General features: G+C 51.3%; 23 protein-coding genes and 1 pseudogene. 14 read left to right on the forward strand and 10 right to left on the reverse strand.

Annotated features, from left to right (window positions below; translation table 11 throughout):
- The 7 genes from gshB to metK all read right to left on the reverse strand — a co-directional run bounded on the left by gshB (position 1) and on the right by metK (position 6540).
- Positions 1–957 carry a glutathione synthase gene (gshB, locus tag SJI19_RS14330; RefSeq protein WP_323478942.1) on the reverse strand — a complete coding sequence of 319 codons (957 nt, stop codon included), beginning with the start codon at positions 955–957 and terminating at the stop codon, positions 1–3.
- Between the two features lie 10 nt (positions 958–967).
- A complete protein-coding gene (gene rsmE / locus SJI19_RS14335; RefSeq protein WP_323478943.1) occupies positions 968–1699 on the reverse strand; it encodes a 16S rRNA (uracil(1498)-N(3))-methyltransferase in 732 nt (243 codons plus the stop codon).
- A 51-nt stretch (positions 1700–1750) separates the two neighbouring features.
- The gene (gene endA, locus SJI19_RS14340) at positions 1751–2449 is read right to left on the reverse strand and encodes a deoxyribonuclease I (RefSeq protein WP_323479009.1); all 699 of its coding nucleotides are present in this window, start codon (positions 2447–2449) and stop codon (positions 1751–1753) included.
- Between the two features lie 168 nt (positions 2450–2617).
- Entirely contained in the window at positions 2618–3118 is a 501-nt protein-coding gene (locus tag SJI19_RS14345; protein WP_323478944.1) for a SprT family zinc-dependent metalloprotease, read from the reverse strand.
- Positions 3119–3128: 10 nt separating this feature from the next.
- The gene (locus SJI19_RS14350; protein ID WP_323478945.1) at positions 3129–3470 is read right to left on the reverse strand and encodes a hypothetical protein; all 342 of its coding nucleotides are present in this window, start codon (positions 3468–3470) and stop codon (positions 3129–3131) included.
- A gap of 112 nt (positions 3471–3582) precedes the next feature.
- Positions 3583–4995, reverse strand: coding sequence for a sugar porter family MFS transporter (locus tag SJI19_RS14355; protein ID WP_416347550.1), 1413 nt, complete (start codon positions 4993–4995; stop codon positions 3583–3585).
- 390 nt (positions 4996–5385) lie between these two features.
- Positions 5386–6540, reverse strand: coding sequence for a methionine adenosyltransferase (gene metK, locus SJI19_RS14360; protein WP_323478946.1), 1155 nt, complete (start codon positions 6538–6540; stop codon positions 5386–5388).
- A 421-nt stretch (positions 6541–6961) separates the two neighbouring features.
- On the opposite strand from metK, the gene SJI19_RS14365 reads away from it, so the two are divergent.
- From SJI19_RS14365 to SJI19_RS14410, 10 genes are all read left to right on the forward strand, one after another.
- Positions 6962–7192 (forward strand): hypothetical protein, encoded by a 231-nt coding sequence (locus SJI19_RS14365; protein WP_323478947.1) that lies wholly within the window; start codon positions 6962–6964, stop codon positions 7190–7192.
- A gap of 74 nt (positions 7193–7266) precedes the next feature.
- Positions 7267–7443 (forward strand): hypothetical protein, encoded by a 177-nt coding sequence (locus SJI19_RS14370; RefSeq protein ID WP_323478948.1) that lies wholly within the window; start codon positions 7267–7269, stop codon positions 7441–7443.
- A complete protein-coding gene (gene speA, locus SJI19_RS14375) occupies positions 7436–9412 on the forward strand; it encodes a biosynthetic arginine decarboxylase (protein WP_323478949.1) in 1977 nt (658 codons plus the stop codon). The genes SJI19_RS14370 and speA overlap by 8 nt, the downstream gene beginning before the upstream one ends.
- A gap of 13 nt (positions 9413–9425) precedes the next feature.
- Positions 9426–10346 carry an agmatinase gene (speB, locus tag SJI19_RS14380; protein WP_323478950.1) on the forward strand — a complete coding sequence of 307 codons (921 nt, stop codon included), beginning with the start codon at positions 9426–9428 and terminating at the stop codon, positions 10344–10346.
- A 560-nt stretch (positions 10347–10906) separates the two neighbouring features.
- The gene (tkt, locus tag SJI19_RS14385) at positions 10907–12901 is read left to right on the forward strand and encodes a transketolase (protein WP_323478951.1); all 1995 of its coding nucleotides are present in this window, start codon (positions 10907–10909) and stop codon (positions 12899–12901) included.
- A gap of 758 nt (positions 12902–13659) precedes the next feature.
- Positions 13660–14823 carry a phosphoglycerate kinase gene (gene pgk / locus SJI19_RS14390; protein ID WP_323478952.1) on the forward strand — a complete coding sequence of 388 codons (1164 nt, stop codon included), beginning with the start codon at positions 13660–13662 and terminating at the stop codon, positions 14821–14823.
- 117 nt (positions 14824–14940) lie between these two features.
- Complete coding sequence (gene fbaA, locus SJI19_RS14395; protein WP_323478953.1) at positions 14941–16017, forward strand: class II fructose-bisphosphate aldolase; 1077 nt, start codon at positions 14941–14943, stop codon at positions 16015–16017.
- A 225-nt stretch (positions 16018–16242) separates the two neighbouring features.
- Entirely contained in the window at positions 16243–17151 is a 909-nt protein-coding gene (gene mscS / locus SJI19_RS14400) for a small-conductance mechanosensitive channel MscS (protein ID WP_323478954.1), read from the forward strand.
- A gap of 190 nt (positions 17152–17341) precedes the next feature.
- The gene (locus SJI19_RS14405) at positions 17342–17974 is read left to right on the forward strand and encodes a LysE family transporter (protein ID WP_416347551.1); all 633 of its coding nucleotides are present in this window, start codon (positions 17342–17344) and stop codon (positions 17972–17974) included.
- 306 nt (positions 17975–18280) lie between these two features.
- Complete coding sequence (locus SJI19_RS14410) at positions 18281–19006, forward strand: oxidative stress defense protein (RefSeq protein ID WP_323479011.1); 726 nt, start codon at positions 18281–18283, stop codon at positions 19004–19006.
- A gap of 606 nt (positions 19007–19612) precedes the next feature.
- Here the strand turns inward: SJI19_RS14410 and SJI19_RS14415 are convergent.
- Complete coding sequence (locus tag SJI19_RS14415; RefSeq protein WP_323478956.1) at positions 19613–19984, reverse strand: hypothetical protein; 372 nt, start codon at positions 19982–19984, stop codon at positions 19613–19615.
- A gap of 202 nt (positions 19985–20186) precedes the next feature.
- Here SJI19_RS14415 and SJI19_RS14420 point away from each other — a divergent pair.
- From SJI19_RS14420 to SJI19_RS14435, 4 genes and pseudogenes are all read left to right on the forward strand, one after another.
- Positions 20187–20357 (forward strand): annotated as a pseudogene (locus tag SJI19_RS14420) (helix-turn-helix domain-containing protein); the annotation flags it as partial.
- 85 nt (positions 20358–20442) lie between these two features.
- Complete coding sequence (locus SJI19_RS14425) at positions 20443–20907, forward strand: STM2901 family protein (protein ID WP_323478957.1); 465 nt, start codon at positions 20443–20445, stop codon at positions 20905–20907.
- Positions 20901–21227, forward strand: coding sequence for a DUF1493 family protein (locus SJI19_RS14430; RefSeq protein ID WP_323478958.1), 327 nt, complete (start codon positions 20901–20903; stop codon positions 21225–21227). Before SJI19_RS14425 ends, SJI19_RS14430 begins: the two co-directional genes overlap by 7 nt.
- Positions 21228–21248: 21 nt before the next feature.
- Positions 21249–21734 (forward strand): Hcp family type VI secretion system effector, encoded by a 486-nt coding sequence (locus SJI19_RS14435; RefSeq protein ID WP_323478959.1) that lies wholly within the window; start codon positions 21249–21251, stop codon positions 21732–21734.
- A 44-nt stretch (positions 21735–21778) separates the two neighbouring features.
- Here the strand turns inward: SJI19_RS14435 and SJI19_RS14440 are convergent, their stop codons facing one another.
- Together SJI19_RS14440 and SJI19_RS14445 are read right to left on the reverse strand one after the other, a co-directional pair.
- The gene (locus SJI19_RS14440; RefSeq protein ID WP_323478960.1) at positions 21779–22063 is read right to left on the reverse strand and encodes a type II toxin-antitoxin system RelE/ParE family toxin; all 285 of its coding nucleotides are present in this window, start codon (positions 22061–22063) and stop codon (positions 21779–21781) included.
- A complete protein-coding gene (locus tag SJI19_RS14445; protein ID WP_323478961.1) occupies positions 22056–22304 on the reverse strand; it encodes a type II toxin-antitoxin system ParD family antitoxin in 249 nt (82 codons plus the stop codon). Before SJI19_RS14445 ends, SJI19_RS14440 begins: the two co-directional genes overlap by 8 nt.
- Between the last annotated feature and the right edge of the window lie 136 nt (positions 22305–22440).

Consider the following 22440-nt stretch of genomic DNA (forward strand, 5'->3'; position numbering starts at 1 on the left):
TCAGCGTTTGCCTTGACTCAGACGCCGTTCGATGGCATCCATCAGCATACCGGTAATGGAGATTGGAAAGGCGGCTTCTATCTCTCTCACACAAGTGGGGCTGGTGACGTTAATCTCCGTGAGTTTGTCGCCGATAATATCCAGACCGACAAAAATCAGTCCTTTTTCTTTGAGCACCGGGGCAACGTCACGGGCGATTTTCCAGTCACTTTCACTCAGTGGCCGTGCTTCGCCCCGTCCGCCCGCCGCCAGGTTACCGCGCGTTTCACCGCTTTTCGGGATCCGCGCCAGGCAATAAGGGACCGGCTCGCCATCCACCACCAGCACCCGTTTGTCGCCGTCTTTAATGGCCGGCAGGAAATTTTGCGCCATGCAGAAACGCTGGCCATTATCGGTCAGGGTTTCAATGATCACCGACAGATTGGGATCGTCTTTTTTTACCCGGAATATCGACGTCCCACCCATACCGTCCAGGGGTTTAAGGATGATATCCTCGTGCTCGCGCCAAAACGCCCGGATATGATCGTCGCGCCGGCTGACCAGCGTGTCCGGCGTGTGCTGGGCGAACCAGGCGGTGAACAATTTTTCGTTACAGTCGCGCAGGCTGCGCGGTTTGTTGACGATAAGGGTGCCTTGGTCCTCGGCACGCTCCAGAATATAGGTGGCGTAGATAAACTCGGTATCAAACGGGGGATCTTTGCGCATCAGGATCACGTCGAGATCGCCCAGTTCAATATCCTGTTCGCCGTGAAAACTGTACCATTCGTCATAGTCCTGCTTTACTGCCAGTAGGCGGGTGGTGGCGCGTGCTTCGCCGCCACGCAGATAAAGCGAACTCATCTCCATGTAATGGATCTGCCAGCCGCGGCGTTGTGCTTCGAGCAGCATAGCAAAACTGGTATCTTTTTTGATATTGATGGCGGAAATCGGATCCATCACAATGCCGAGCTTTAACATTTTTTCTCCTTTAACCCAGGTCGCCAAAACGCACCTGTAACGCGGTTATGGCGGTGAGGGCAGTAGTTTCTGTGCGTAGCACACGAGGCCCTAGCTGGATTTCGGTAAATCCATGGCGGGTGGTCATGGCTATTTCTTCATGGGTCAAGCCGCCTTCGGGACCTATCAGCAACCGGACGTTTTCTACCGGCAGCGGCAGGGTGTTGATACTGTGCTGGGCGCGTGGATGCAGGTTCAGTTTTAGCCCGTCATCAAGTTCAGCGCACCAGTCTTCAAGGATCATGGCGTCGCGAATCAGCGGTAGGCTGTTGCGCCCGCATTGCTCGCAGGCAGCAATGGCGATTTTCCGCCATTGCTGGATTTTTTTATCCAGTCGTTCACCGTCCAGCTTGATGCCGCAGCGCTCGGAAAACAATGGGGTAATGACATTGACACCCAATTCGATGGATTTCTGGATGGTGAATTCCATTTTTTCGCCGCGTGACATCACCTGACCCAGATGCAAACGCAACGGTGATTCAACATCTGCCGGGCGCGAGGCCAGGATATTGGCCACCAGGTTTTTCTTGCCCGCCACCGCAATTTCCGCTTCAAACAGATGATTACTGCCGTCGAATAAATGCAATAGCTGGCCTTCCGACATGCGTAACACGCGGGTCAGGTGATGAGCAGCATCTTCGCTTAGCTCGACGCTACCTTGTGCCGGCAGCGGAGTGGAATGATAAATACGCGGTATTCTCATGCTGATATCGTTTCAGTCCTGATGGTAAGGATAGAGAGTAGGCCAGCGGCGTTATCGTTGGCAAGCCGCTAGAATATACGGATTGCCATTTCCCTGCACGGATTCGATACGCCGGTTGCGCTCGCATTCCCAGGGGGTCACCGGATATTGTCGATCCCAGACCTCGAACAGTTGGGTTTGCTGCGATGAAAGCCGGAGCTGGTAGCGATCGCGCATGTAAAAATAAGTACGGGCAATGGCCCCTCGCGCCCGGGACGGCGGTTCGGCCTGCTTATGCTTAAAATCGATTTTCATCGCACACTGTCCGTATTGGCCTTCCCCGCCGCGCCACTGGCTATAGCGAAAATTGCCGCGATCGCCATTCACCTCGCCCACCGCCGGCTGCAGATTGTGCAGGTCGGTTTCCATCTGGCGGTAGTCAGCGTCTTTATTGCAATTTTTACGTCCGCCGTCCTGCCAGCATTGGTGCTGGTGGCCAAACTCCCAGGCCGGTACCACATGTTCCCATTCGATCCGGCTGGCACGCTGCGCGCTTTTACGCACTTGATATCCGCAAGAGGCTAAGTCCGGCGTGCCTTTTTTCCCTTCCCAGCTGATTTTGCAGCCGCAATAAAAGGAACCTGGTGCGTCACGGTTGATGATAACCGCCGCCGCTTTCGCCTGACTGAAATTATTTATGCCCTGCGCCGTCGCAGCGGCCGGCAGCAGCATAAGGGAAAGATAAAGAAAATAAAACCACGCACGTAACATCATCGATTCTGACTTTTAATGAAAACACGCAGGGTAATCAATCATGACATCACAAGCAAATCGACGCGATAAAAATTCGCTTTCCCTATGAGGTTTTGTCGCGAAATGGCACGCAATGGCTGCATCCGGTTACATGGCGCCATTCAGGTAGGCCCGCGACGTTTTCCGCTATTGCGCGAAACACAGTATATCGCCGCAATGACGGCAGCGGTATTGTGCCTCGCCACGTAGCACACGGTTATGGCGACGCACCGTCAGATGATGGCTTTGACAGCCACAACGATAGTGGAAGGTCGTCGCCCGCACCGTCGCCACATCAAAATTATGCGTGCGCCGCGGTTCGGTCAACAACACCTCGGACATCATCCATCGCCACTGCTGACCGTGGGGCGCCACCCGGCCGAACTGGCGATAAACCAGTAAATGTGCCAACTCATGCGGGATCACTTCATCAATAAACGTCGCTTCATTGGCTAACAGCAACACCGGATTTAAGCGAATTTCCCATTGTTCCAGCCACGCAGTGCCGGCAATCGTACCGCGTTGCCGGTAAGACAGCGCCGGTTCGGGAAAACGACATGAAAAATAGGCATCGGCCTGCTGTAGTTTGGCGCGCAAACACTGCATAACGGCTTGGTGCAGAGCAATAGGAATATGAGTCGGTTTCATAGCAGCAAGACTAACTGGGGGGAGCGGGGGATGCAATATACCCTTCATCTTTCACGCTGCGAGTGTGTTGGCTACGCTCTCTTACCCGAATCACTTTTTTGAGTAAGCTCATCGGGATGCGTTCGCTTGCCGCCTGCTCGCAACATGAAATCTTTTGGGTAGCTTCATCTTTCACGCTGCGAGTGTGTTGGCTGCACTCTCTTACCCGAATCACTTTTTTGAGTAAGCTCATCGGGATGCGTTCGTTTGCCGCCTGCTCGCAACATGAAATCTTTTGGGTAGCTTCATCTTTCACGCTGCGAGTGTGTTGGCTGCACTCTCTTACCCGAATCACTTTTTTGAGTAAGCTCATCGGGGTGCGTTCGTTTGCCGCCTGCTCGCAACATGAAATCTTTTGGGTAGCTTCATCTTTCACGCTGCGAGTGTGTTGGCGATGCTCGCAGCGTGAGAGATGGGTTATATCATTAGTCTTTATCGCCGATGTCGCGCAGGCGCTTACCGGTCATGAGGTTGCGTTCAATATGTTCCAACGAGATGTTCTTGGTTTCGGGGATCAGCCAGAACGTCAGCAGGATAAACAGCACATTCAGTCCGGCGTAAACCCAGAACGTATTGGCGTTGCCCAGTTGATTAAGCATGGTCAGGAACGTGGCGCCGACGATCATATTGGCAATCCAGTTGGTGGCCGTTGAGACGGTGATACCAAAATCGCGGCCTTTTAGCGGCTGTATTTCGGAACACAATACCCAGATTAACGGACCGGCGCTCATGGCAAAACCGACGATAAACATCATCAACATAATGATGGCGAAGTATTTCATAAAGTCGGTTTCAACGCCCAGGTGCAGCAACGTACCCAGCACGCCCATACCCACCGCCATCACCAGGAAGCCCAGTCTTAAGGTCGGTTTACGTCCCCAGCGATCGACCAGGCCGATAGCAATAAAGGTGGCCAGAACATTCACCAGACCGACAATGACCGTGCCCCACATCTGTTCTGCCGTACCGGAGAAACCGGCAATACCGAAGATTTTCGGCGCATAATACATGATCACGTTCATCCCGGTGAACTGCTGCATCACCTGCAACAAGATACCCAGATAAACCGCGCGGCGGAAATTACTATTACTGGTAAACAGCGCCCAGCCACTTTGTTTGACCTTGAGGCTTTCACGAATCTCGTCCAGTTCCTTTTTGGCCTGTTCCGAGGTATCACGCAGCATATTCAGCACTTTTTGTGCTTCGGTATAACGACCTTTCGTCGCCAGCCAGCGCGGGCTACCGGGCAGGAATAATACGCCGATAAACAGTAAGACGGCTGGAATGGTAATGATACCCAGCATCCAACGCCAAGAGCCGCTATAGCTAAAACCGGTGTCCGAGAGGTAGGCTGCCAAAATACCGATGGTGATCATCAACTGGTACATGGAGATCATGCTGCCGCGAATCTTCTCCGGTGCAATTTCCGACAGATAGAGTGGTGCAGTAAAAGAAGCAATACCGACCGCCAGGCCCAAAATTACCCGGGCAAGCACCAGAAATTCAACGTTTGGTGCGAATGCGGAACATAACGAGCCAATGACAAACAGCGATGCACCGATCAGCAAACTGTATCTACGCCCGAGTTTGGCCGACAGCCAGCCTGCGCCCACTGCACCAATCGCGGCGCCAAACATCATGGAACTGACCACCCATTCTTGCTGATGAGCGGTGATTTGAAAATCATCAGCTAGAAACGGCAGCGCCCCCGCGATGACACCAATATCCAAGCCAAACAGCAGACCGGCAAGCGCGGCCATAAAACAAACAAAAAAGGTGATACGCGCATTGGAATGACGTGACCTTGGTTGGCTTGTACTCACATTGGCAGTACTCATAGTACCTCTCTAAAAACCCGTAATTATTACGTAATTATTAATTGTGTATGTTATGTAAACGCATAGGGGCAAAATGTGCTCCAGATCACATCTGTGTAATCGCTTACACAGACTTATGCCAATTTTTCAGAATTAATGACCGCGTGAATGTGCATTGTTAAGCTAAAACGGTGTTTTAGATTAAATGTACGTGACACTGAAGAGGTCTATATAACATACGACTGAAAACGAAACGTTATGAGGTTTCTCTTCAATAAATGACACTCTCTAAATGTATGATATTTAATGATATATTTACATGTAATCGTTTTCAATATAGCTAAAAAAAGCGGTGATCATAATGATCACCGCTAATATAGTGTAGACGAACTATTAAGTTTGGTAGTGGTGTTATTTTAAACCGGCGGCGTCGCGCAGCAGTTCGGCTTTATCGGTTTTTTCCCACGGGAAATGCTCACGACCGAAATGGCCATAAGCTGCAGTTTGCAGATAAATGGGCTGCAGTAGATCCAACATGGTGATCAGGCCATAGGGGCGCAGGTCGAAAAACTCACGTACCAGTTGGGCCAGCTTGTCTGTGGACACGTTGCCGGTACCGAAGGTTTCGATGCTGATGGATGTGGGTTCCGCGATACCAATGGCATAAGATACCTGGATTTCACAGCGATCGGCCAATCCTGCGGCAACGATGTTTTTAGCAACGTACCGCGCGGCATAAGCAGCGGAGCGATCCACTTTAGACGGATCCTTGCCAGAAAATGCACCGCCGCCGTGACGGGCCATACCGCCGTAGGTGTCGACGATAATCTTACGTCCGGTCAGACCGCAGTCGCCCATCGGCCCGCCGATGACAAACCGGCCGGTTGGGTTGATAAAATACTTGGTGGACGCGGTGAGCCACTCTGCGGGCAGGACCGGTTTGATGATTTCGTCCATGACCGCTTCTTGCAGATCGCGCTGCGACACATCCTCTGAATGCTGAGTGGATAATACCACCGCGTCGATGCCGACAATTTTGTTATCGTCGTAAGCAAAGGTGACCTGGCTTTTCGCGTCAGGGCGTAGCCAGGGCAGGGTGCCGTTTTTACGTACCTGCGACTGCCGCGCCACCAGGCGATGGGCGTAAGTGATCGGTGCGGGCATCAATACTTCGGTCTCGTTGGTGGCATAACCGAACATCAGGCCCTGATCACCGGCACCCTGCTCAAGCGGGTCACTGCGATCCACGCCCTGGTTGATGTCGGGCGACTGTTTACCGATGGCGCTGAGTACGGCGCACGAGTTGGCGTCGAACCCCATATCTGAATTGATATAACCAATATCGCGGATAGTGCGACGCGTTAATTCTTCAATATCTACCCAGGCGGTGGTGGTGATTTCGCCGCCAACCAAGACCATTCCGGTTTTTACAAATGTTTCACAGGCCACGCGTGCTTTGGGATCCTGTATCAGGATCGCATCAAGTACAGCATCGGAGATCTGATCCGCAATTTTATCAGGATGCCCTTCTGAAACGGATTCGGATGTAAATAGGTGTTTAGCCATCGGTCTCTTTACCTTAAAATACGGGTTAGAAATGACTGCGTAGCGGTGATTCCAGCCACCAGGGAAAGCGATTTCCTGATAATGGCGTTACGCGTCCTGCAGTCCCGCGGATATGCCGCTGGTGAGCAGTAAATAAATTCATTAGGCCATCCGATTTAGATGGATTAACTTCTGGATGGCTATTCTAGGACACCCCCTTGTGGAATTACCAGTAATTTTTTGGCTTAGCCACTGAACATGCTCACGCGAGCGGGGGGAAATCGGTCAAAGTGAAATTATTTTTTGCTTTTTATCGGGGTTGGCGGTATAAATTCGCGCGCATGAACAACGTAATGTAAATGTCTTTCATTTACATTTGGTAACTTTTTTCCGGACTAACATGTCCGTCAAGGCCGGTTGGTATTGGGAGGTGGCACCGTTAATGATGTGTAATTCTCCGATCGTCGTCGATCGCCTCTCTATCTTTGCCATTCTCCGGGCTACCGCCAGCGGGTCCTTAGTGAATCACGATTCGGCACGTCCAACAGACGCTATTCTCGCTGCGCACTCTTCACTGTCATGGCGGTTTTACCAGCAATATCATCGATATTGCCATCGGCACCAGGGCATGACCCAAGATTCCAGGGCCGGCGAACCCTCTCCCAGGAATTAATCCAGGGCCATCAGGCCATTCACACGACCCATTTCAGTGGGTAACTACCATCCCGTCTCACGGAGTTCATCAAGGTGTTTTACAATTACTGTACTGATGTACCGGATGCCCAGTACGCCCGGCGGCGTTTGTTACCGTCGGCGAGCGGCTCGCACAAGTATAACCACGCAATCAACGGTGGTTTCCACGCGGTAAAATCGGTGAACGGGATCGGCAACGAACACCGTAAGGGAGAAGCAGGCCATGTCTGATGATCAAAAGCAACAGGGTTCGTATCTGATGGGGCCACATGAAAATTTGCGTTCGATGCAGGAGGTCGCTATGAATGACAGCGACGCCAGCAGGATGATGCGGACATATAATGTCGCCTATTGGGGAAATAACTACTTTGACGTTAATGAATTAGGCCATATCAGCGTTTGCCCGGATCCTGATTTCCCCGAGGCACGGGTCGATCTGGCTGAACTGGTTAAAGAGCGGCAAAAGGACGGTCAGCGGCTGCCTGCACTGTTTTGCTTTCCGCAAATCCTGCAGCACCGACTGCGTTCCATCAACGGTGCCTTTAAGCGCGCCCGGGAATCGTTTGGTTATCAGGGCGACTATTTTCTGGTTTATCCCATCAAGGTTAACCAGCACCGGCGAGTGATCGAGTCGTTAATTAACTCAGGTGAACCCCTGGGACTGGAAGCCGGTTCCAAGGCCGAGCTTATGGCGGTACTGGCCCATGCCGGCATGACCCGCACCGTCATCGTCTGCAATGGCTATAAGGATCGTGAATACATTCGCCTGGCGCTGATCGGCGAGAAGTTGGGGCACAAAGTGTACCTGGTGATTGAGAAACTCACCGAAATCAAACTGGTACTGGAAGAAGCCGAGCGTTTAAATGTCGTACCTCGGTTGGGTGTCCGTGCGCGTCTGGCGTCCCAAGGTTCCGGTAAGTGGCAGTCCAGCGGCGGTGAGAAGTCCAAATTCGGCCTGGCGGCGATACAAGTGCTGCAACTGGTGGAACTGTTGCGCAGCAAAGGTCGTCTCGAGAGTCTGCAACTGCTGCATTTCCATTTAGGCTCCCAGTTGTCCAATATTCGTGACATCGCCTCCGGCGTGCGCGAATCGGCACGTTTCTATGTCGAACTACACCGTCTGGGCGTGAATATTGAATGCTTTGACGTTGGTGGCGGTTTGGGTGTGGATTACGAGGGTACCCGCTCGCAGTCCGACTGCTCCGCCAACTATGGCCTGAATGAATACGCTAACAACGTGATTTGGGGCATTGGTGATGCGTGCAATGAGCACGGATTGCCTCATCCCACCGTGATTACCGAATCGGGCCGCGCCGTCACCGCCCACCATACGGTGCTGGTCTCCAACGTCATCGGCGTAGAACGCAATGAGTTCTGCGAACCGCTGGCGCCAGACGAGGATGCTCCGCGTGCGTTAGAAAGCATGTGGCAGACCTGGCAGGAGATGCAGGAACCGAAAAACCGCCGTTCGCTGCGCGAGTGGCTGCATGATAGCCAGATGGACTTGCATGATGTTCATACCCAGTATACCCATGGCATACTCGATCTGACCCAGCGCGCCTGGGCTGAGCAGCTTTATCTGAATATCTGCCGTATGATCCAGACCCAGTTGGACCCGAGCAACCGCGCACACCGGCCGATTATCGATGAACTGCAAGAGCGCATGGCGGATAAGCTCTACGTCAATTTTTCACTGTTCCAATCCATGCCGGACGCCTGGGGTATCGATCAGCTATTTCCGGTGCTGCCGCTCGAAGGGCTGGATAAACCGCCGGAAGGTCGCGCAGTACTGTTGGATATCACCTGTGATTCCGACGGTACCATCGACCATTACATCGACGGCGACGGTATCGCTACCACCATGCCGATGCCGCCTTACGATGTAGATAACCCGCCGCTGTTGGGCTTTTTCATGGTTGGGGCTTACCAGGAAATCCTGGGTAATATGCACAATTTGTTCGGTGATACCGCCGCCGTAGACGTGTTTGTCTTCAAAGACGGCAGCGTAGAGCTCAATGAATCCGACGAAGGCGATTCGGTGGCCGACATGCTGCAATACGTGCAACTGGATCCGGCGGTATTACTCACCCGTTTCCGCGATCAAGTGAAAGAGACCGATCTTGACAGCAGCCTGCAAGCTGAATTCCTCGAAGAGTTTGAAGCGGGTCTGTACGGTTACACTTACCTTGAAGATGAATAAGAAAGGAAAGACTATGAGCACCCTGGGCCATCAATATGACAACTCCCTGGTGTCAAACGCCTTTGGCTTTTTGCGTTTGCCCTTGGAATTCAACCCCTACGACAGCGACGCCGATTGGGTCATCACCGGCATTCCATTTGATATGGCGACATCCGGTCGCTCCGGCAGCCGTCACGGGCCGGGGGCCATCCGCCAGGTTTCCACCAACCTGGCCTGGGAAGGCTGCCGCTGGCCGTGGGATTTTGATGTACGCGAGCGTTTAAATATCGTCGACTGCGGCGACGTGGTTTTTGATTTCGGCGATGCGCAGGACCTGAGCGACAAGTTGCAGTCCCATGCCGAACGGCTACTGGCGGCAGGTAAACGCCTGCTCTGCTTCGGCGGCGATCACTACGTCACTCTGCCGCTGTTGCGCGCCCATGCCAAACATTTTGGCAAAATGGCGCTGGTGCATTTCGATGCCCATACCGATACTTACAGCAATGGCAGCAAGTTCGATCACGGCACCATGTTTTATCATGCACCAAAAGAAGGCTTGATCGACCCGACTCGTTCGGTGCAGATCGGCATTCGTACCGAACACGATAAAAATAACGGCTTTACCGTGTTGGATGCGGCGCAGGTAAACGATCGTGGCGTAGATGACATCCTGGCCCAGATCACACAGATCGTCGGCGACATGCCGGTTTATCTGACCTTTGATATTGATTGCCTCGATCCCGCCAGCGCACCGGGTACCGGCACGCCAGTGATCGGCGGACTCACCACCGATCGCGCACTCAAACTCGTGCGTGGTTTGCAATCGCTTAATATCGTCGGTATGGATCTGGTCGAAGTTGCTCCGGCCTACGATCAGGCGCAAATCACCGCGCTGGCGGCGGCTACCTTGGCGCTGGAGATGCTGTATATCCAGGCGGCGAAAAAAGCCGAGTGAGTAGGGGGCGGGTGCTCCCCCTAGGGGCACCCGTCATCTTTCACGCCGCAGGTGCGTTGGCTGCATTCATTCACCCGAATCACTTACTTATGTAAGCTCATCGGGTTCTTTTGTTTGCCGTCTGCCTGCGGCGCGAAATCTCTAGGGTGGCACCCGTCATCTTTCACGCCGCAGGTGCGTTGGCTGCATTCATTCACCCGAATCACTTACTTATGTAAGCTCATCGGGTTCTTTTGTTTGCCGTCTGCCTGCGGCGCGAAATCTCTAGGGTGGCACCCGTCATCTTTCACGCCGCAGAAACTGACGTTTTTTTTGAAATTTTAAATATTTTGTGATGGACTTAACACACTTTATATTTTGAGATTGATTGTGCTACCCGCCTATCGCTTGTCCAAGCAAAGACAGGGAATTATCACCTATTTATCGCTCGTTCCTGCATATACAATTAGCCCTAATTTAAGGTACATTTAGCGATATTCACCACAGTCTCTAAAGTTAAGTGATTGATTTTATAATGGCTTGGTCAACGAGACAATATTCAATCCGCAACGGAGCAATTCATGACATCCCGAAAAGTACTGGCGAACGCCATCCGCGCCTTAAGCATGGACGCGGTCCAGCAGGCTAAATCTGGCCATCCCGGTGCCCCCATGGGCATGGCGGATATCGCCGAAGTCCTCTGGCGTGATTACCTTAACCACAACCCGGCCAACCCAAAATGGGCTGACCGCGACCGTTTTATCCTCTCCAACGGTCATGGTTCAATGTTGCTATACAGCTTGTTGCACCTCACCGGTTACAACCTACCGATGTCCGAGCTGAAAAACTTCCGCCAACTGCACTCCAAAACGCCGGGCCATCCGGAGTACGGTTATACCGACGGTGTGGAAACCACCACGGGTCCGCTGGGTCAGGGCGTTGCCAACGCTGTGGGCATGGCGATTGCCGAACGCACCCTGGCGGCGCAGTTTAACCGTCCAGGCCATGACATCGTTGATCACCGCACTTACGTATTTCTGGGCGATGGCTGCATGATGGAAGGCATCTCCCACGAGGTCTGCTCCCTGGCCGGCACCATGAAACTCGGCAAGCTGACGGCGTTTTATGACGACAACGGTATCTCCATCGACGGCCATGTTGACGGCTGGTTCACTGACGACACCGCCAAACGGTTTGAAGCCTATGGCTGGCACGTGGTGCGCGGCGTAGACGGCCATGACAGCGCCGCGATTCAGGCCGCCATTGAAGAGTCCCACAAGGTGACTGACCGACCGTCGCTGCTGATGTGCAAAACGGTGATAGGATTCGGTTCGCCGAACAAGGCCGGCTCCCATGAAGCCCACGGTGCTCCGCTGGGCGAGGCCGAAGTGGCTGCCACCCGCAAAGCGCTGGGCTGGACCGAAGCACCCTTTGTTATTCCACAGGATATTTACCAGGCCTGGGATGCCAAAGCGGCCGGCGCGGCACGCGAAGCCACGTGGAACGACAAGTTCACCGCGTATGCGCACGCGTTCCCTGAACTGGCGGCTGAATTCACCCGCCGCACCGAAGGCCAACTGCCCGCCGATTGGGCGACGTCGAGCCACGCTTATATTGAACACCTGCAGGCTAATCCAGCCAATATTGCCAGCCGCAAAGCGTCACAAAACGCCCTGGACGCCTTTGGCCCGGTTCTGCCGGAACTGCTGGGTGGCTCTGCCGACCTGGCGCCGAGCAACCTGACCATATGGAAACAGTCGGTATCCCTCGGGGACAACCTGGCAGGTAACTATATCCATTATGGCGTGCGCGAATTCGGCATGACCGCCATTGCCAACGGACTCGCGGTACACGGCGGTTTTGTGCCTTATACCGCCACGTTCCTTATGTTCGTAGAATACGCCCGCAACGCGGTGCGCATGGCGGCGCTGATGAAAATCCGCTCCATCTACGTCTATACCCACGATTCCATTGGCCTTGGCGAAGATGGCCCAACGCACCAGCCGGTAGAACAACTGGCCAGCCTGCGACTCACGCCAAACATGCGTACCTGGCGCCCATGCGATCAGGTGGAATCGGCAGTGGCCTGGCAGCAGGCTATCGAGCATGCTACCGGTCCTAGCACCCTGGTATTCTCACGCCAGAACCTGGTGCAGCAGGCGCGCACACCACTGCAACTGGCCAACGTAGCCCGCGGCGGTTATGTGCTCAAAGACAGCGACGGCAAACCTGAACTGATCATCATCGCCACCGGTTCGGAAGTGTCGCTGGCAGTGGCGGCCTGGGAACAGCTAAGCGGTGAAGGTCGTCGGGTCCGGGTGGTGTCAATGCCATCGCCGGAAGTGTTCGACCTGCAGGACGCGGCCTACCGTGACGCAGTACTGCCCAAAGACGTCAGTGCACGACTGGCCATCGAGGCGGGCATCGCCGACTACTGGTACAAATATGTCGGCCTCAACGGCGCCATCGTCGGCATGACCACCTTTGGCGAATCGGCACCCGCGGAGCAACTGTTTGAACTGTTTGGGTTTACCTCCAGCAACGTACTGGACAAAGCGCATTCTTTGCTAGGCTAAATCCAGACCTGCGCGCCCAGAACCTACCGCAGACAGTGTAAAAGGGAGAGCGTACCAAGTGGGGTGAATTGGCCGTGGTTATCTCGGCCAAACGAAACCGCCTGGTGCGCTCAGCCCGTGATCACCGAACCCTGCCACCGACTCGGTCAACGGGCCAACATTCAACGGTGTGCATTACCCGATCGCCTACACCCATATTCCGCAAATTATTTGATAAAATGTGCAAAAAAACATCAATCCATACCGTTTAAATGGACTTACATCACAAAATCAGCAAAATTATTCCGCTAATGATATTTTTTGATTATTCTAGCTGAACCGTTTCAGTTGGGTTTTTAGCGGATGCTCCACCCGGTTAATCCAGCACAATAAAATCCTACCACCGTCGTGTCATCGGCCTGCAATGCAGCAATCGAGATGGCCATTAATCACGACGGCAACGGCCACTATGCTCGCTGGCGCTTATCGCAAAAAGCAGCATAGAATGCATTTCGTGATATAGTTGACTGTATAGAATGAACATAAGTTAGCAGTGGATTGTATCTACCACATACTGCCCAAAATGGATGGCGGCGCGGCGCAGACCCGTATAGCACGGTGGGCAACGCCCCGCAGCGGTGGATATGTTAGCAATACACCTCGCCCATCGCTGGCGATCCTTCACGATGGCGTGGGTCTATACGGCTTCTAGGCCGGCGGGTGCAAACGCGTCTCCCGCCGTTCAGGCAATTTTACGAGAATCAATAAGAGGGTTCACCATGGCTGTAATTAAGATGACCGATCTGGATCTGGCGGGTAAACGTGTCCTTATCCGTTCCGATCTGAACGTTCCGGTTAAAGACGGTAAAGTGACGTCCGATGCACGCATCCGTGCTTCCTTGCCCACCATTGAAGCCGCGCTAAAGCAAGGCGCACGCGTTATGGTGACGTCCCATCTTGGTCGTCCGACCGAAGGTGAGTACAACGAAGAGTTCTCCCTGCTGCCGGTAGTCAATTACCTGAAAGAACACTTGTCCTCGCCGGTACGTCTGGAAAAAGACTACCTGGATGGTCTGGACATCGCGCCAGGTGAACTGGTGGTGCTGGAAAACGTTCGCTTTAATAAAGGCGAAAAGAAAGACGATGAAACCCTGGCTAAACGTTATGCCGCCTTATGCGACATCTATGTCATGGATGCTTTTGGTACCGCCCACCGTGCTCAGGCGTCCACTCACGGCGTAGGAAAGTTTGCTCCCATCGCTTGTGCCGGTCCGTTGCTGTTTAACGAACTTGACGCGCTGGGTAAAGCCCTGGGTAATCCGGCGCGGCCGATGGTTGCCATCGTCGGCGGCTCCAAGGTCTCCACCAAACTGACCGTACTGGACTCGTTGTCCAAAATTGCCGACCAGCTGATTGTCGGTGGCGGCATCGCCAATACCTTCATCGCGGCCCAAGGTCACAATGTCGGCAAATCGCTCTACGAAGCCGACCTTATCCCAGAAGCAAAACGTCTGCTGCAAACCTGTCACATCCCGGTTCCTACTGATGTGCGGGTGGCAACCGAGTTTTCTGAAACCGCAACTGCCACGCTCAAATCAGCCAGCGAGATCCAAGATAACGAACAGGTTTTAGATTTGGGCGACGTATCAGCCCAGCAACTGGCCGATATTTTGTTAAAAGCCAAGACCATTTTGTGGAATGGTCCGGTAGGGGTGTTCGAATTCCCTAACTTCCGTAAAGGCACCGAAATTGTCGCTAATGCTATCGCTAATAGCGAAGCCTTCTCCATTGCCGGCGGCGGCGATACGTTGGCGGCGATCGATCTGTTTGGCATTGCCGATAAAATTTCTTATATTTCCACTGGTGGCGGCGCTTTCCTGGAGTTTGTGGAAGGCAAAAAATTGCCGGCCGTGGTGATGCTTGAAGAGCGCGCCAAACAGTAATTAATCTGCGAGCCGGGCGTGAGGTACTGACGCCCGCAACGTCCGTTGTCCATGAAGGCTAGGTCGACGGACGTTGCTTACACTCCATCAATGGCCTACAAAACAGGACAAAGCAATATGTCTAAGATTTTCGATTTTGTAAAACCAGGTGTTATCACCGGTGACGACGTACAAAAAGTATTTGCCGTGGCGAAAGAAAACCACTTTGCTCTGCCTGCCGCAAACTGTGTAGGTACTGACTCCATTAATGCCGTAATGGAAGCTGCCGCGAAAATGCGTGCGCCGGTTATCGTTCAGTTCTCCAATGGCGGTGCAGCGTTTATTGCCGGTAAAGGCCTTAAGGCTGAAGGCCAGACTGCGTCGATCCTGGGCGCCATCTCCGGTGCGCTGCATGTGCATCATATGGCTGAACATTACGGCGTGCCGGTTATCCTGCATACCGACCATTGCGCGAAAAAATTACTTCCTTGGCTTGACGGTCTATTGGACGCAGGTGAAAAACATTTCGCCGCGACCGGCAAACCGTTGTTCTCTTCGCATATGATTGACTTGTCTGAGCAATCCCTGGAAGAAAACATCGAAATTTGCAGCAAATATCTGACCCGTATGGCCAAACTCAACATGACCCTGGAAATCGAACTGGGTTGCACCGGCGGTGAAGAAGATGGCGTGGACAATAGCCATCTGGATAACTCATCCTTGTATACCCAGCCGGAAGATGTGGCCTACGCGTACGAAAAATTGCACGCCATCAGCCCGCGTTTCACCATTGCCGCCGCGTTTGGTAATGTGCATGGTGTTTACAAGCCAGGTAACGTTAAACTCACACCTAAAATTCTGGACAACTCCCAGAAATATGTTTCAGAAAAATTCGGTCTGCCGGCCAATTCCCTTGATCTGGTGTTCCATGGCGGTTCGGGCTCCACTGCTGAGGAAATCAAAGAAGCAGTCGGTTACGGTGTGGTAAAAATGAATATTGATACCGATACCCAATGGGCTACATGGGAAGGTATCCTCAAGTATTACCACAAAAACGCCGGTTATCTGGAAAGCCAGTTGGGCAATCCGGACGGCGATGACAAACCCAACAAGAAATTTTATGACCCGCGTGCCTGGTTACGCGCTGGACAGGCTTCCATGGCTGAGCGTCTTGAATTAGCATTCAAGGAATTGAATGCGGTAGACGTGCTGTAACGGCCCTGCCACCTCCCTGAATCCTGCTGAGCTAAACAGATTCAGTCTCCTAAAGGCCTCCAATGCGGAGGCCTTTTACATAAAAAAATGCCGCATTTTCCTTACGCCGATCGTTTATTCTCGTTGGCATGAAAAACAATTATTGATTACTCTTAACGGGCTTCGTTATTGCCGGCGACTCTGCTCGGCTGTTTTTTTGCAATACACCAGAGTGGGAATCTCTAAATGGACGATCTTAACGTAGTCGATAAAATTAACGATGTCGGCAGTTGGCTGGTGAACAATGAGAAACTGTTGTTCAGCTACGCGGTGAATATTGTTGCTGCCATTGTTATCCTGGTGGCGGGTATGATCATCGCCCGGGTGGTTTCGGGCACAGTCAATAAAATTATGAAAGCTCGCCATATTGATATCACTGTGGCGGATTTTATTTCGGCAATTATCCGCTATGCGGTGATCATCTTTACCATCATTGCCGCATTGGGGCGCATTGGTGTACAAACTGCATCGCTGATTGCGGTGATCGGTGCCGCCGGCCTGGCGGTGGGTCTGGCCTTGCAGGGCTCATTGTCCAATTTTGCTGCCGGGGTGCTGCTGGTCACGTTTCGTCATTTTCGCGCTGGTGAATATGTGGATTTTTCTGGCACCGCCGGTACGGTATTGGTGGTGCAGATTTTTTCCACAACCCTACGTACCTTCGATGGCAAAATGGTGGTGGTGCCCAACAGTAAGATCCTGTCGGACAATATCACCAATTTTTCCCGCGAACCCGATCGGCTGATCGATTTGATCGTAGGTGTGAGCTACGATGCTGATATCGAACAGGTGAAAACCATCATCACCGATATCATCGTGGCCGATAGCCGTGTACTGCAGGATAAAGGCATTACCGTTCGACTGAAAAATCTGGGCGCCTCGTCCCTGGATTTTATGGTGCGTGCTTGGGTGCCGCGTGAAGTGCTACTCATCGCGACCTTTGACCTGCTGGAAAACGTTAAACGCGCGTTGGATCTGCACGGGATCGGCATTCCTTATCCGCAAATGGACGTTCATCTGTATCGGACGGCCAAACAGCAGCCCGTACCGGTGCAAATCACACCCGCACCGACGGAGTCACCTCACGAGCCTTCCTGATGCTGGCTAATGGATGATATTAACCTGTCCATGCGGTGGCTTTTTTAGCCGACTCATAGGCAATATCTACTACTGCATTAGTACGTCTAATGGAAGATTAGTTTATTGAATTTCAACGGGTACCGGTTTGTGATTACACTCGTTGCATGCGCTAACAAACGAGTAGGTATCCGGTGTGTGGTTGATTTTAATGCAGGGGTTTGCGTTGGGTATGGCAACCATCGTGCCGATTGGGCCGCAAAATGTATTGGTCATGAATCAGGGCATCCAGCGACAGTATCCTTTACTGATTGCCACGTTATGCCTGCTGAGCGACATGGTACTGATCGCCGTCGGCATGTTTGGCGGTGGGGCACTGTTATCGGCCTCGCCGGTGCTACTGCGGGTGATCACTGTGGGCGGTGTCGCTTTTTTGACGATGTATGGGTTTAGCGCGTTAAGGCTTGCCTGGCGTGGTGGTATGCTGAACACCAAGGTTGACGCGGGTGATAAGTGCGCTAAGTCTCAGTCGCGTTGGCGCGTGGTGATCACCATGCTGGCGGTGACGTGGCTTAATCCGCACGTTTATCTGGATACGCTGGTGGTGTTGGGCAGTATTGGCGGGCAACTGGAGTGGGTCTCCAGGCGTTGGTTTGCTGTGGGCGCGATGCTGGCGTCTCTGGTGTGGTTTTACGGCTTGGCCATACTGTCGGCGCGTCTGGCGCCCTGGCTTAACCAGGAGCGGATACAGCGGGGAATTCAACTGTTCGTTGGTGTGGTGATGTGGCTGGTGGCGGCGCAGTTAGCTCGGCAGGCATGGGATCTTTTCATTCCGGGTGTTTGACCACTGGTTTTAGCGTTACCACTGTCGGTTTGCATCACAATGTGATCTGTGGTGTAGGCATGTTGATGGCGCAGTAGCAGAATGGGCATTTTTCCTATAGGTTAACTCACCGGCAACGCTTATCCTAGCAACCAGGTTAACCCTCATCTTACCCGTTGCGGGTACGTTGGCGGCAATTCAAACGTCATTGGGTGTTAATGCATGACGCATAACGATAACCAAGCGCCAACAGCATTATTTTCAGCGAAAATTCCACCAGGATATACGCTGGTGTTACGCACGACCATTCGCCGTATAGGAGACGCCATGAAGGCCACTGCATTATTATTTACCACCGTTATGGGATTGGGAATATTCAGCACCCAGACGCTGGCCGCCGAGCTGCCCAATGGGCCGCATGTGATCACTTCCGGTACCGCCAGTGTTGAAGCCACGCCGGATATTGCCACGTTGATCATTGAAGTATCGATTTCGTCGAAGAATGCGGCTGACGCCAAAAAACAAGTGGACGCACGAGTCGCGCAATACTTTGATTTTTTAAATAAAAACGGTATCAAAAACCAAGATATCGACGCCGCTAATTTACGTACTCAACCTGAATACGATTTTCTGAAAACCGGTGAGTCAGTATTAAAAGGGTATAAAGCCGTACGCCAGGTGCAGGTCACGCTGCGCCAGCTCGATAAACTGAATGGGCTGTTGGATGGTGCGCTTAAATCAGGCCTGAATGAAATCAGGTCGGTAGAGTTAGGGGTGGCAGACCCGGCTACCTATCGCGATCGGGCACGTACTCAGGCCATAAACAATGCCACATCTCAGGCCCGTTCGCTGGCCCAGGGGTTTAACGCCACATTAGGGCCAATTTATAGCATCCGTTATCATATGGCCAACTACCAGCCAATGCCGGTGGCGCGCATGTTTAAGGCCAATGAAGCCATGTCGCAAACTGACGCCGCTCAAACCTATGTGCAGCAGGCTATCCACTTTGACGACCAGGTGGATGTGGTGTTTGAGCTGCAGCATCAGCCGTAGGAGGGCGTAGAATAAAAGCCTAACGGCGCCATCTGCGCCGTTAGGGCGGATTATTCTTTGATCTGTTGAATCCAGCACTCCTTTTTCTCTCAAATTTTCCCTCGTTGTTTTTATTTTTTTTACGATGGCTATTTGTTCTTTATCATAAACGATATCGATCGCCATAAATAATTTTGATGGAATTCTCAACCTTGTAATGATTGTTGTAAATGTATTGCCACTGATATTCAGTTGAATCAATATTTTTTTATAAAAAAACTGACTAACAAGATAAAAATCATTCTTAGGTATAAGAGAAAATACTTTTTACGAACGTCACCAAAAGGAACTGTGTCTTCCAAACTATCATCAATATAAAAGTTAGACACATCACTGGCAAACTTCATCTTTTTATTTACCAGATCAATTTCTTCTGTTATTCGTTGTTTTGCCGAAACAACTGATACTTCGCTGTGCCTTTTTATAAAATAGCTGAACGCTGTAATTATCTTGTCATTAATGTAACGATATCTGAAGTATAAATAACAGTGTAAATAAAATATCCCCTGCCAATTAGAATATTGCTTAAGCGTTAAACGCTGTATTGTGTTTTACGATAGTTGCATATTAATTAATATTCCCTTGTGAAATACCAAGTGATTTTATTATCTCTTTTACTTCATAATAAATATCACCAATAGAATTATGGGTACATAGCTCTCTGTCTATCTCTGACGGTGAAAAATTTTTTGCACTCGCACTATACCCTCGAATTTCATTTAGTTTCCCATCATCATGTAACACTGAATTAATTTCTTTCGTAGTAAAATCAGTTATCTTATTTGAAAGGATATTTATAATACGGTGCCTTTCTGCATTCAATGCTTCAGAAATCAAATCCTGATCAATGCTGTAACAGGGCAAGCCAATTCTGTTTTGTCCAAGGAACGCCAGTAGTTCATCAAAGATATATTTATGGTGCATACATATAGTTGCCACATATTTTAATCTTATTATTAACTCATTTTTCAGTTATGGCATTAATAGCCTGAAGCTAAGAATTGAAAGCATACTGCTAGTTAATCGTGATTTTGTCCTTTTCGTAATATTTAAACTGATCTCATGGTTGATTTTTGGGTAGTAATGTTGAATGATATGCTTAATGTTATTTTTATAGTTTTGCTCTGTAAGTTCAGGAATAGGTATCCGGTTTGGCCGCAGGCGCACGGTGGACAGCGAACCTGTACTGGCACTATATCAGGAAGGCACCGGCGCAACGGAAATTGCCCGGAGGCTCAGTATTGCCCGCTCAACGGTCTATAAAATTATCGGAGAAGCCAGTATTCGCAGTGTAGGACCAAATTTGGGTTAAGAATAGCATCTGACGCTGGTCTTGCCCAAATAACGCACGTGACGTTATTATCGGCTCAACATAAGCTCAAAAAATAGGGAAATCAATGGATACCGTCGAAGAACTAAATGGAACATACTTCTATGCGGGAAAATCAAATATAACCGCCGCTGAGCTTCTATTCATGATTTTTTGTGAGAATACAGCAAGTCAATTTGGTATCGGTGTAGCTGATTTTGGTGTTGTTGTCGCCATTGTCTCAGGGAGAAACAACTTAGGCACAAGAGGCAAATTCGCTAATGCCACCAAAGGCACGTCTTACGCTTCTAAAGGAGCAAGGGCTGTATTCGGGAAAACAAAATTTCCCTTTGGTGTCTCGTTACCTACCTGGCTTGGCGGCTACACACCGTGGACGGCACGCCGTGTCATGGTTCGCAACATTGCGCCGTTTGTTGGTCGCTCAATCCCCTTGATCGGCGTGATTATTCTTGCTTCTGATGTAACACAAATTACCTATCGCACCATACGCGACTACAACACCATAGCACGAAGCAACGATAAGTTATGGTAGACAGTATCGAGCAGAGAGTTTATGAGCTTGTCCGGCCTTATGCGGGCACCTATCTGTTAAACATAAAGAAGGTGGCGTTAACGCCTGAAACTGACCTGGATACTGATCTGGGCATTGATGAGCTTGAAGTTGAAGATCTGATGAATGACTTCTTCGAAAAATTCAATGTTGGACGGGGTAATTTCAAGATTGAAACTTACTATCCTGCCGAACCTTTCTCATGGAATCCCTTCAAAAAATTCCCGCCCATATCTGTACCTGATTTCACTATCAATATGCTGATCGAATCAGCAAAAGCCGGGCGCTGGTTATACGACTAAACACAAGCAAGGAGCTTTTAAATGGCTGTACCTGTTCACTTATTTTTGACCGATGACGGCGGCGCAGTGATCCGTGGTTCTTCCGATGTACAAGACCGTGAAGGAAGCGTGGAGCTTAGAGGATTGCACCATAGCTTAACGATCCCAACAGACCCTATGACAGGGAATGTTACGGGAACTCGTCAACATTCACCTTTCCAGTTCACCAAAGAACTTGATAGTTCGTCTCCGTATCTCTTTAAGGCTGCGGCGACAGGCCAGACGCTCAAATCCGCTGAATTTCGCTTCTACCAGATCAGCGATGCCGGGCAGGAAGTGGAGTATTACCGGATCACGCTGGAAAATGTGAAAGTGATTTCTGTCAGTCCGGTAATGCACGACACGCGGGGCTGTCCGGGTACTGGCCACATGGAAGAAGTCGCACTGAACTACGAGAAAATAACTCACCTGTATAAAGACGGCAATTTGCTCGCGCATGACGCATGGAATGAGCGCCCCACCGCGTAGAAAAAAAGCCCTCCGGGGCTTTTTTTGGTTCAGCCCGTTGGCCTCTATAGGCATTGGCCGGGGTGGTTCATCTGTGGGTGCAGAATCCGCGCTATCAGTATGTCAGTATCACGGATGGTATAAAAAATGGTGTGCTGCTGAAATTCAATGCGCATTACACCTGTCACCACGGGATAATCCCGACCTATATCTGGCATCTCGGCCAGTGTTTCAAAAAATGCTTCCAGCGCGTCTGTATAAAGATCTGCCTGAGTTTCGCCAAAGTTGAGGTGCGTATAGTCATAAATGCCGGCGAAATCGTCCGCAGCGCGTTCTGTGAGCTTATACACGGTGTCTCAACGTTAACTTTCTTTGCGCTGCAATATCCCGCAGTGATAACGCGCTTTCACCACTTTCCAGGCCGGCAATAACGGCCTGGCGGGCAGCTTCATCATGGGTTTCCTGTTGCTCCAGCAACCGCAATGCAGACCGCATAACTTCACTTGTAGAACCGTAACGGCCACTGTCAATGAGTCGACTGATAAAAACATCAAGTTGTTCGCCAATTGTCACACTGGTTGTTCTTGCCATAACGCCCCCTGTGTTAATTATAAACACAATAATAAAACAATTATCCCTGGAGTCAATGAGAGACAGGAGCAAGTGGCTCCTCGGTATGACCGACACCGAGAACCAGCTTGTTAGCGGGCGTGGCGCGTGGCACCAC

The organism is Acerihabitans sp. TG2 (genome assembly GCF_035013185.1).
Lineage (GTDB): Bacteria > Pseudomonadota > Gammaproteobacteria > Enterobacterales > Enterobacteriaceae > Acerihabitans.

Bases quoted from the DNA above. Each gene is read 5' to 3' on its own strand.
- gshB (WP_323478942.1), bottom strand. From the start codon at position 957: ATGTTAAAGCTCGGCATTGTGATGGATCCGATTTCCGCCATCAATATC.
- rsmE (WP_323478943.1), bottom strand. From the start codon at position 1,699: ATGAGAATACCGCGTATTTATCATTCCACTCCGCTGCCGGCACAAGGT.
- endA (WP_323479009.1), bottom strand. From the start codon at position 2,449: ATGTTACGTGCGTGGTTTTATTTTCTTTATCTTTCCCTTATGCTGCTG.
- SJI19_RS14345 (WP_323478944.1), bottom strand. From the start codon at position 3,118: ATGAAACCGACTCATATTCCTATTGCTCTGCACCAAGCCGTTATGCAG.
- SJI19_RS14350 (WP_323478945.1), bottom strand. From the start codon at position 3,470: ATGAGCTTACTCAAAAAAGTGATTCGGGTAAGAGAGTGCAGCCAACAC.
- SJI19_RS14355 (WP_416347550.1), bottom strand. From the start codon at position 4,995: ATGAGTACTGCCAATGTGAGTACAAGCCAACCAAGGTCACGTCATTCC.
- metK (WP_323478946.1), bottom strand. From the start codon at position 6,540: ATGGCTAAACACCTATTTACATCCGAATCCGTTTCAGAAGGGCATCCT.
- SJI19_RS14365 (WP_323478947.1), top strand. From the start codon at position 6,962: ATGATGTGTAATTCTCCGATCGTCGTCGATCGCCTCTCTATCTTTGCC.
- speA (WP_323478949.1), top strand. From the start codon at position 7,436: ATGTCTGATGATCAAAAGCAACAGGGTTCGTATCTGATGGGGCCACAT.
- speB (WP_323478950.1), top strand. From the start codon at position 9,426: ATGAGCACCCTGGGCCATCAATATGACAACTCCCTGGTGTCAAACGCC.
- tkt (WP_323478951.1), top strand. From the start codon at position 10,907: ATGACATCCCGAAAAGTACTGGCGAACGCCATCCGCGCCTTAAGCATG.
- pgk (WP_323478952.1), top strand. From the start codon at position 13,660: ATGGCTGTAATTAAGATGACCGATCTGGATCTGGCGGGTAAACGTGTC.
- fbaA (WP_323478953.1), top strand. From the start codon at position 14,941: ATGTCTAAGATTTTCGATTTTGTAAAACCAGGTGTTATCACCGGTGAC.
- mscS (WP_323478954.1), top strand. From the start codon at position 16,243: ATGGACGATCTTAACGTAGTCGATAAAATTAACGATGTCGGCAGTTGG.
- SJI19_RS14405 (WP_416347551.1), top strand. From the start codon at position 17,342: ATGCAGGGGTTTGCGTTGGGTATGGCAACCATCGTGCCGATTGGGCCG.
- SJI19_RS14410 (WP_323479011.1), top strand. From the start codon at position 18,281: ATGAAGGCCACTGCATTATTATTTACCACCGTTATGGGATTGGGAATA.
- SJI19_RS14425 (WP_323478957.1), top strand. From the start codon at position 20,443: ATGGATACCGTCGAAGAACTAAATGGAACATACTTCTATGCGGGAAAA.
- SJI19_RS14430 (WP_323478958.1), top strand. From the start codon at position 20,901: ATGGTAGACAGTATCGAGCAGAGAGTTTATGAGCTTGTCCGGCCTTAT.
- SJI19_RS14435 (WP_323478959.1), top strand. From the start codon at position 21,249: ATGGCTGTACCTGTTCACTTATTTTTGACCGATGACGGCGGCGCAGTG.
- SJI19_RS14445 (WP_323478961.1), bottom strand. From the start codon at position 22,304: ATGGCAAGAACAACCAGTGTGACAATTGGCGAACAACTTGATGTTTTT.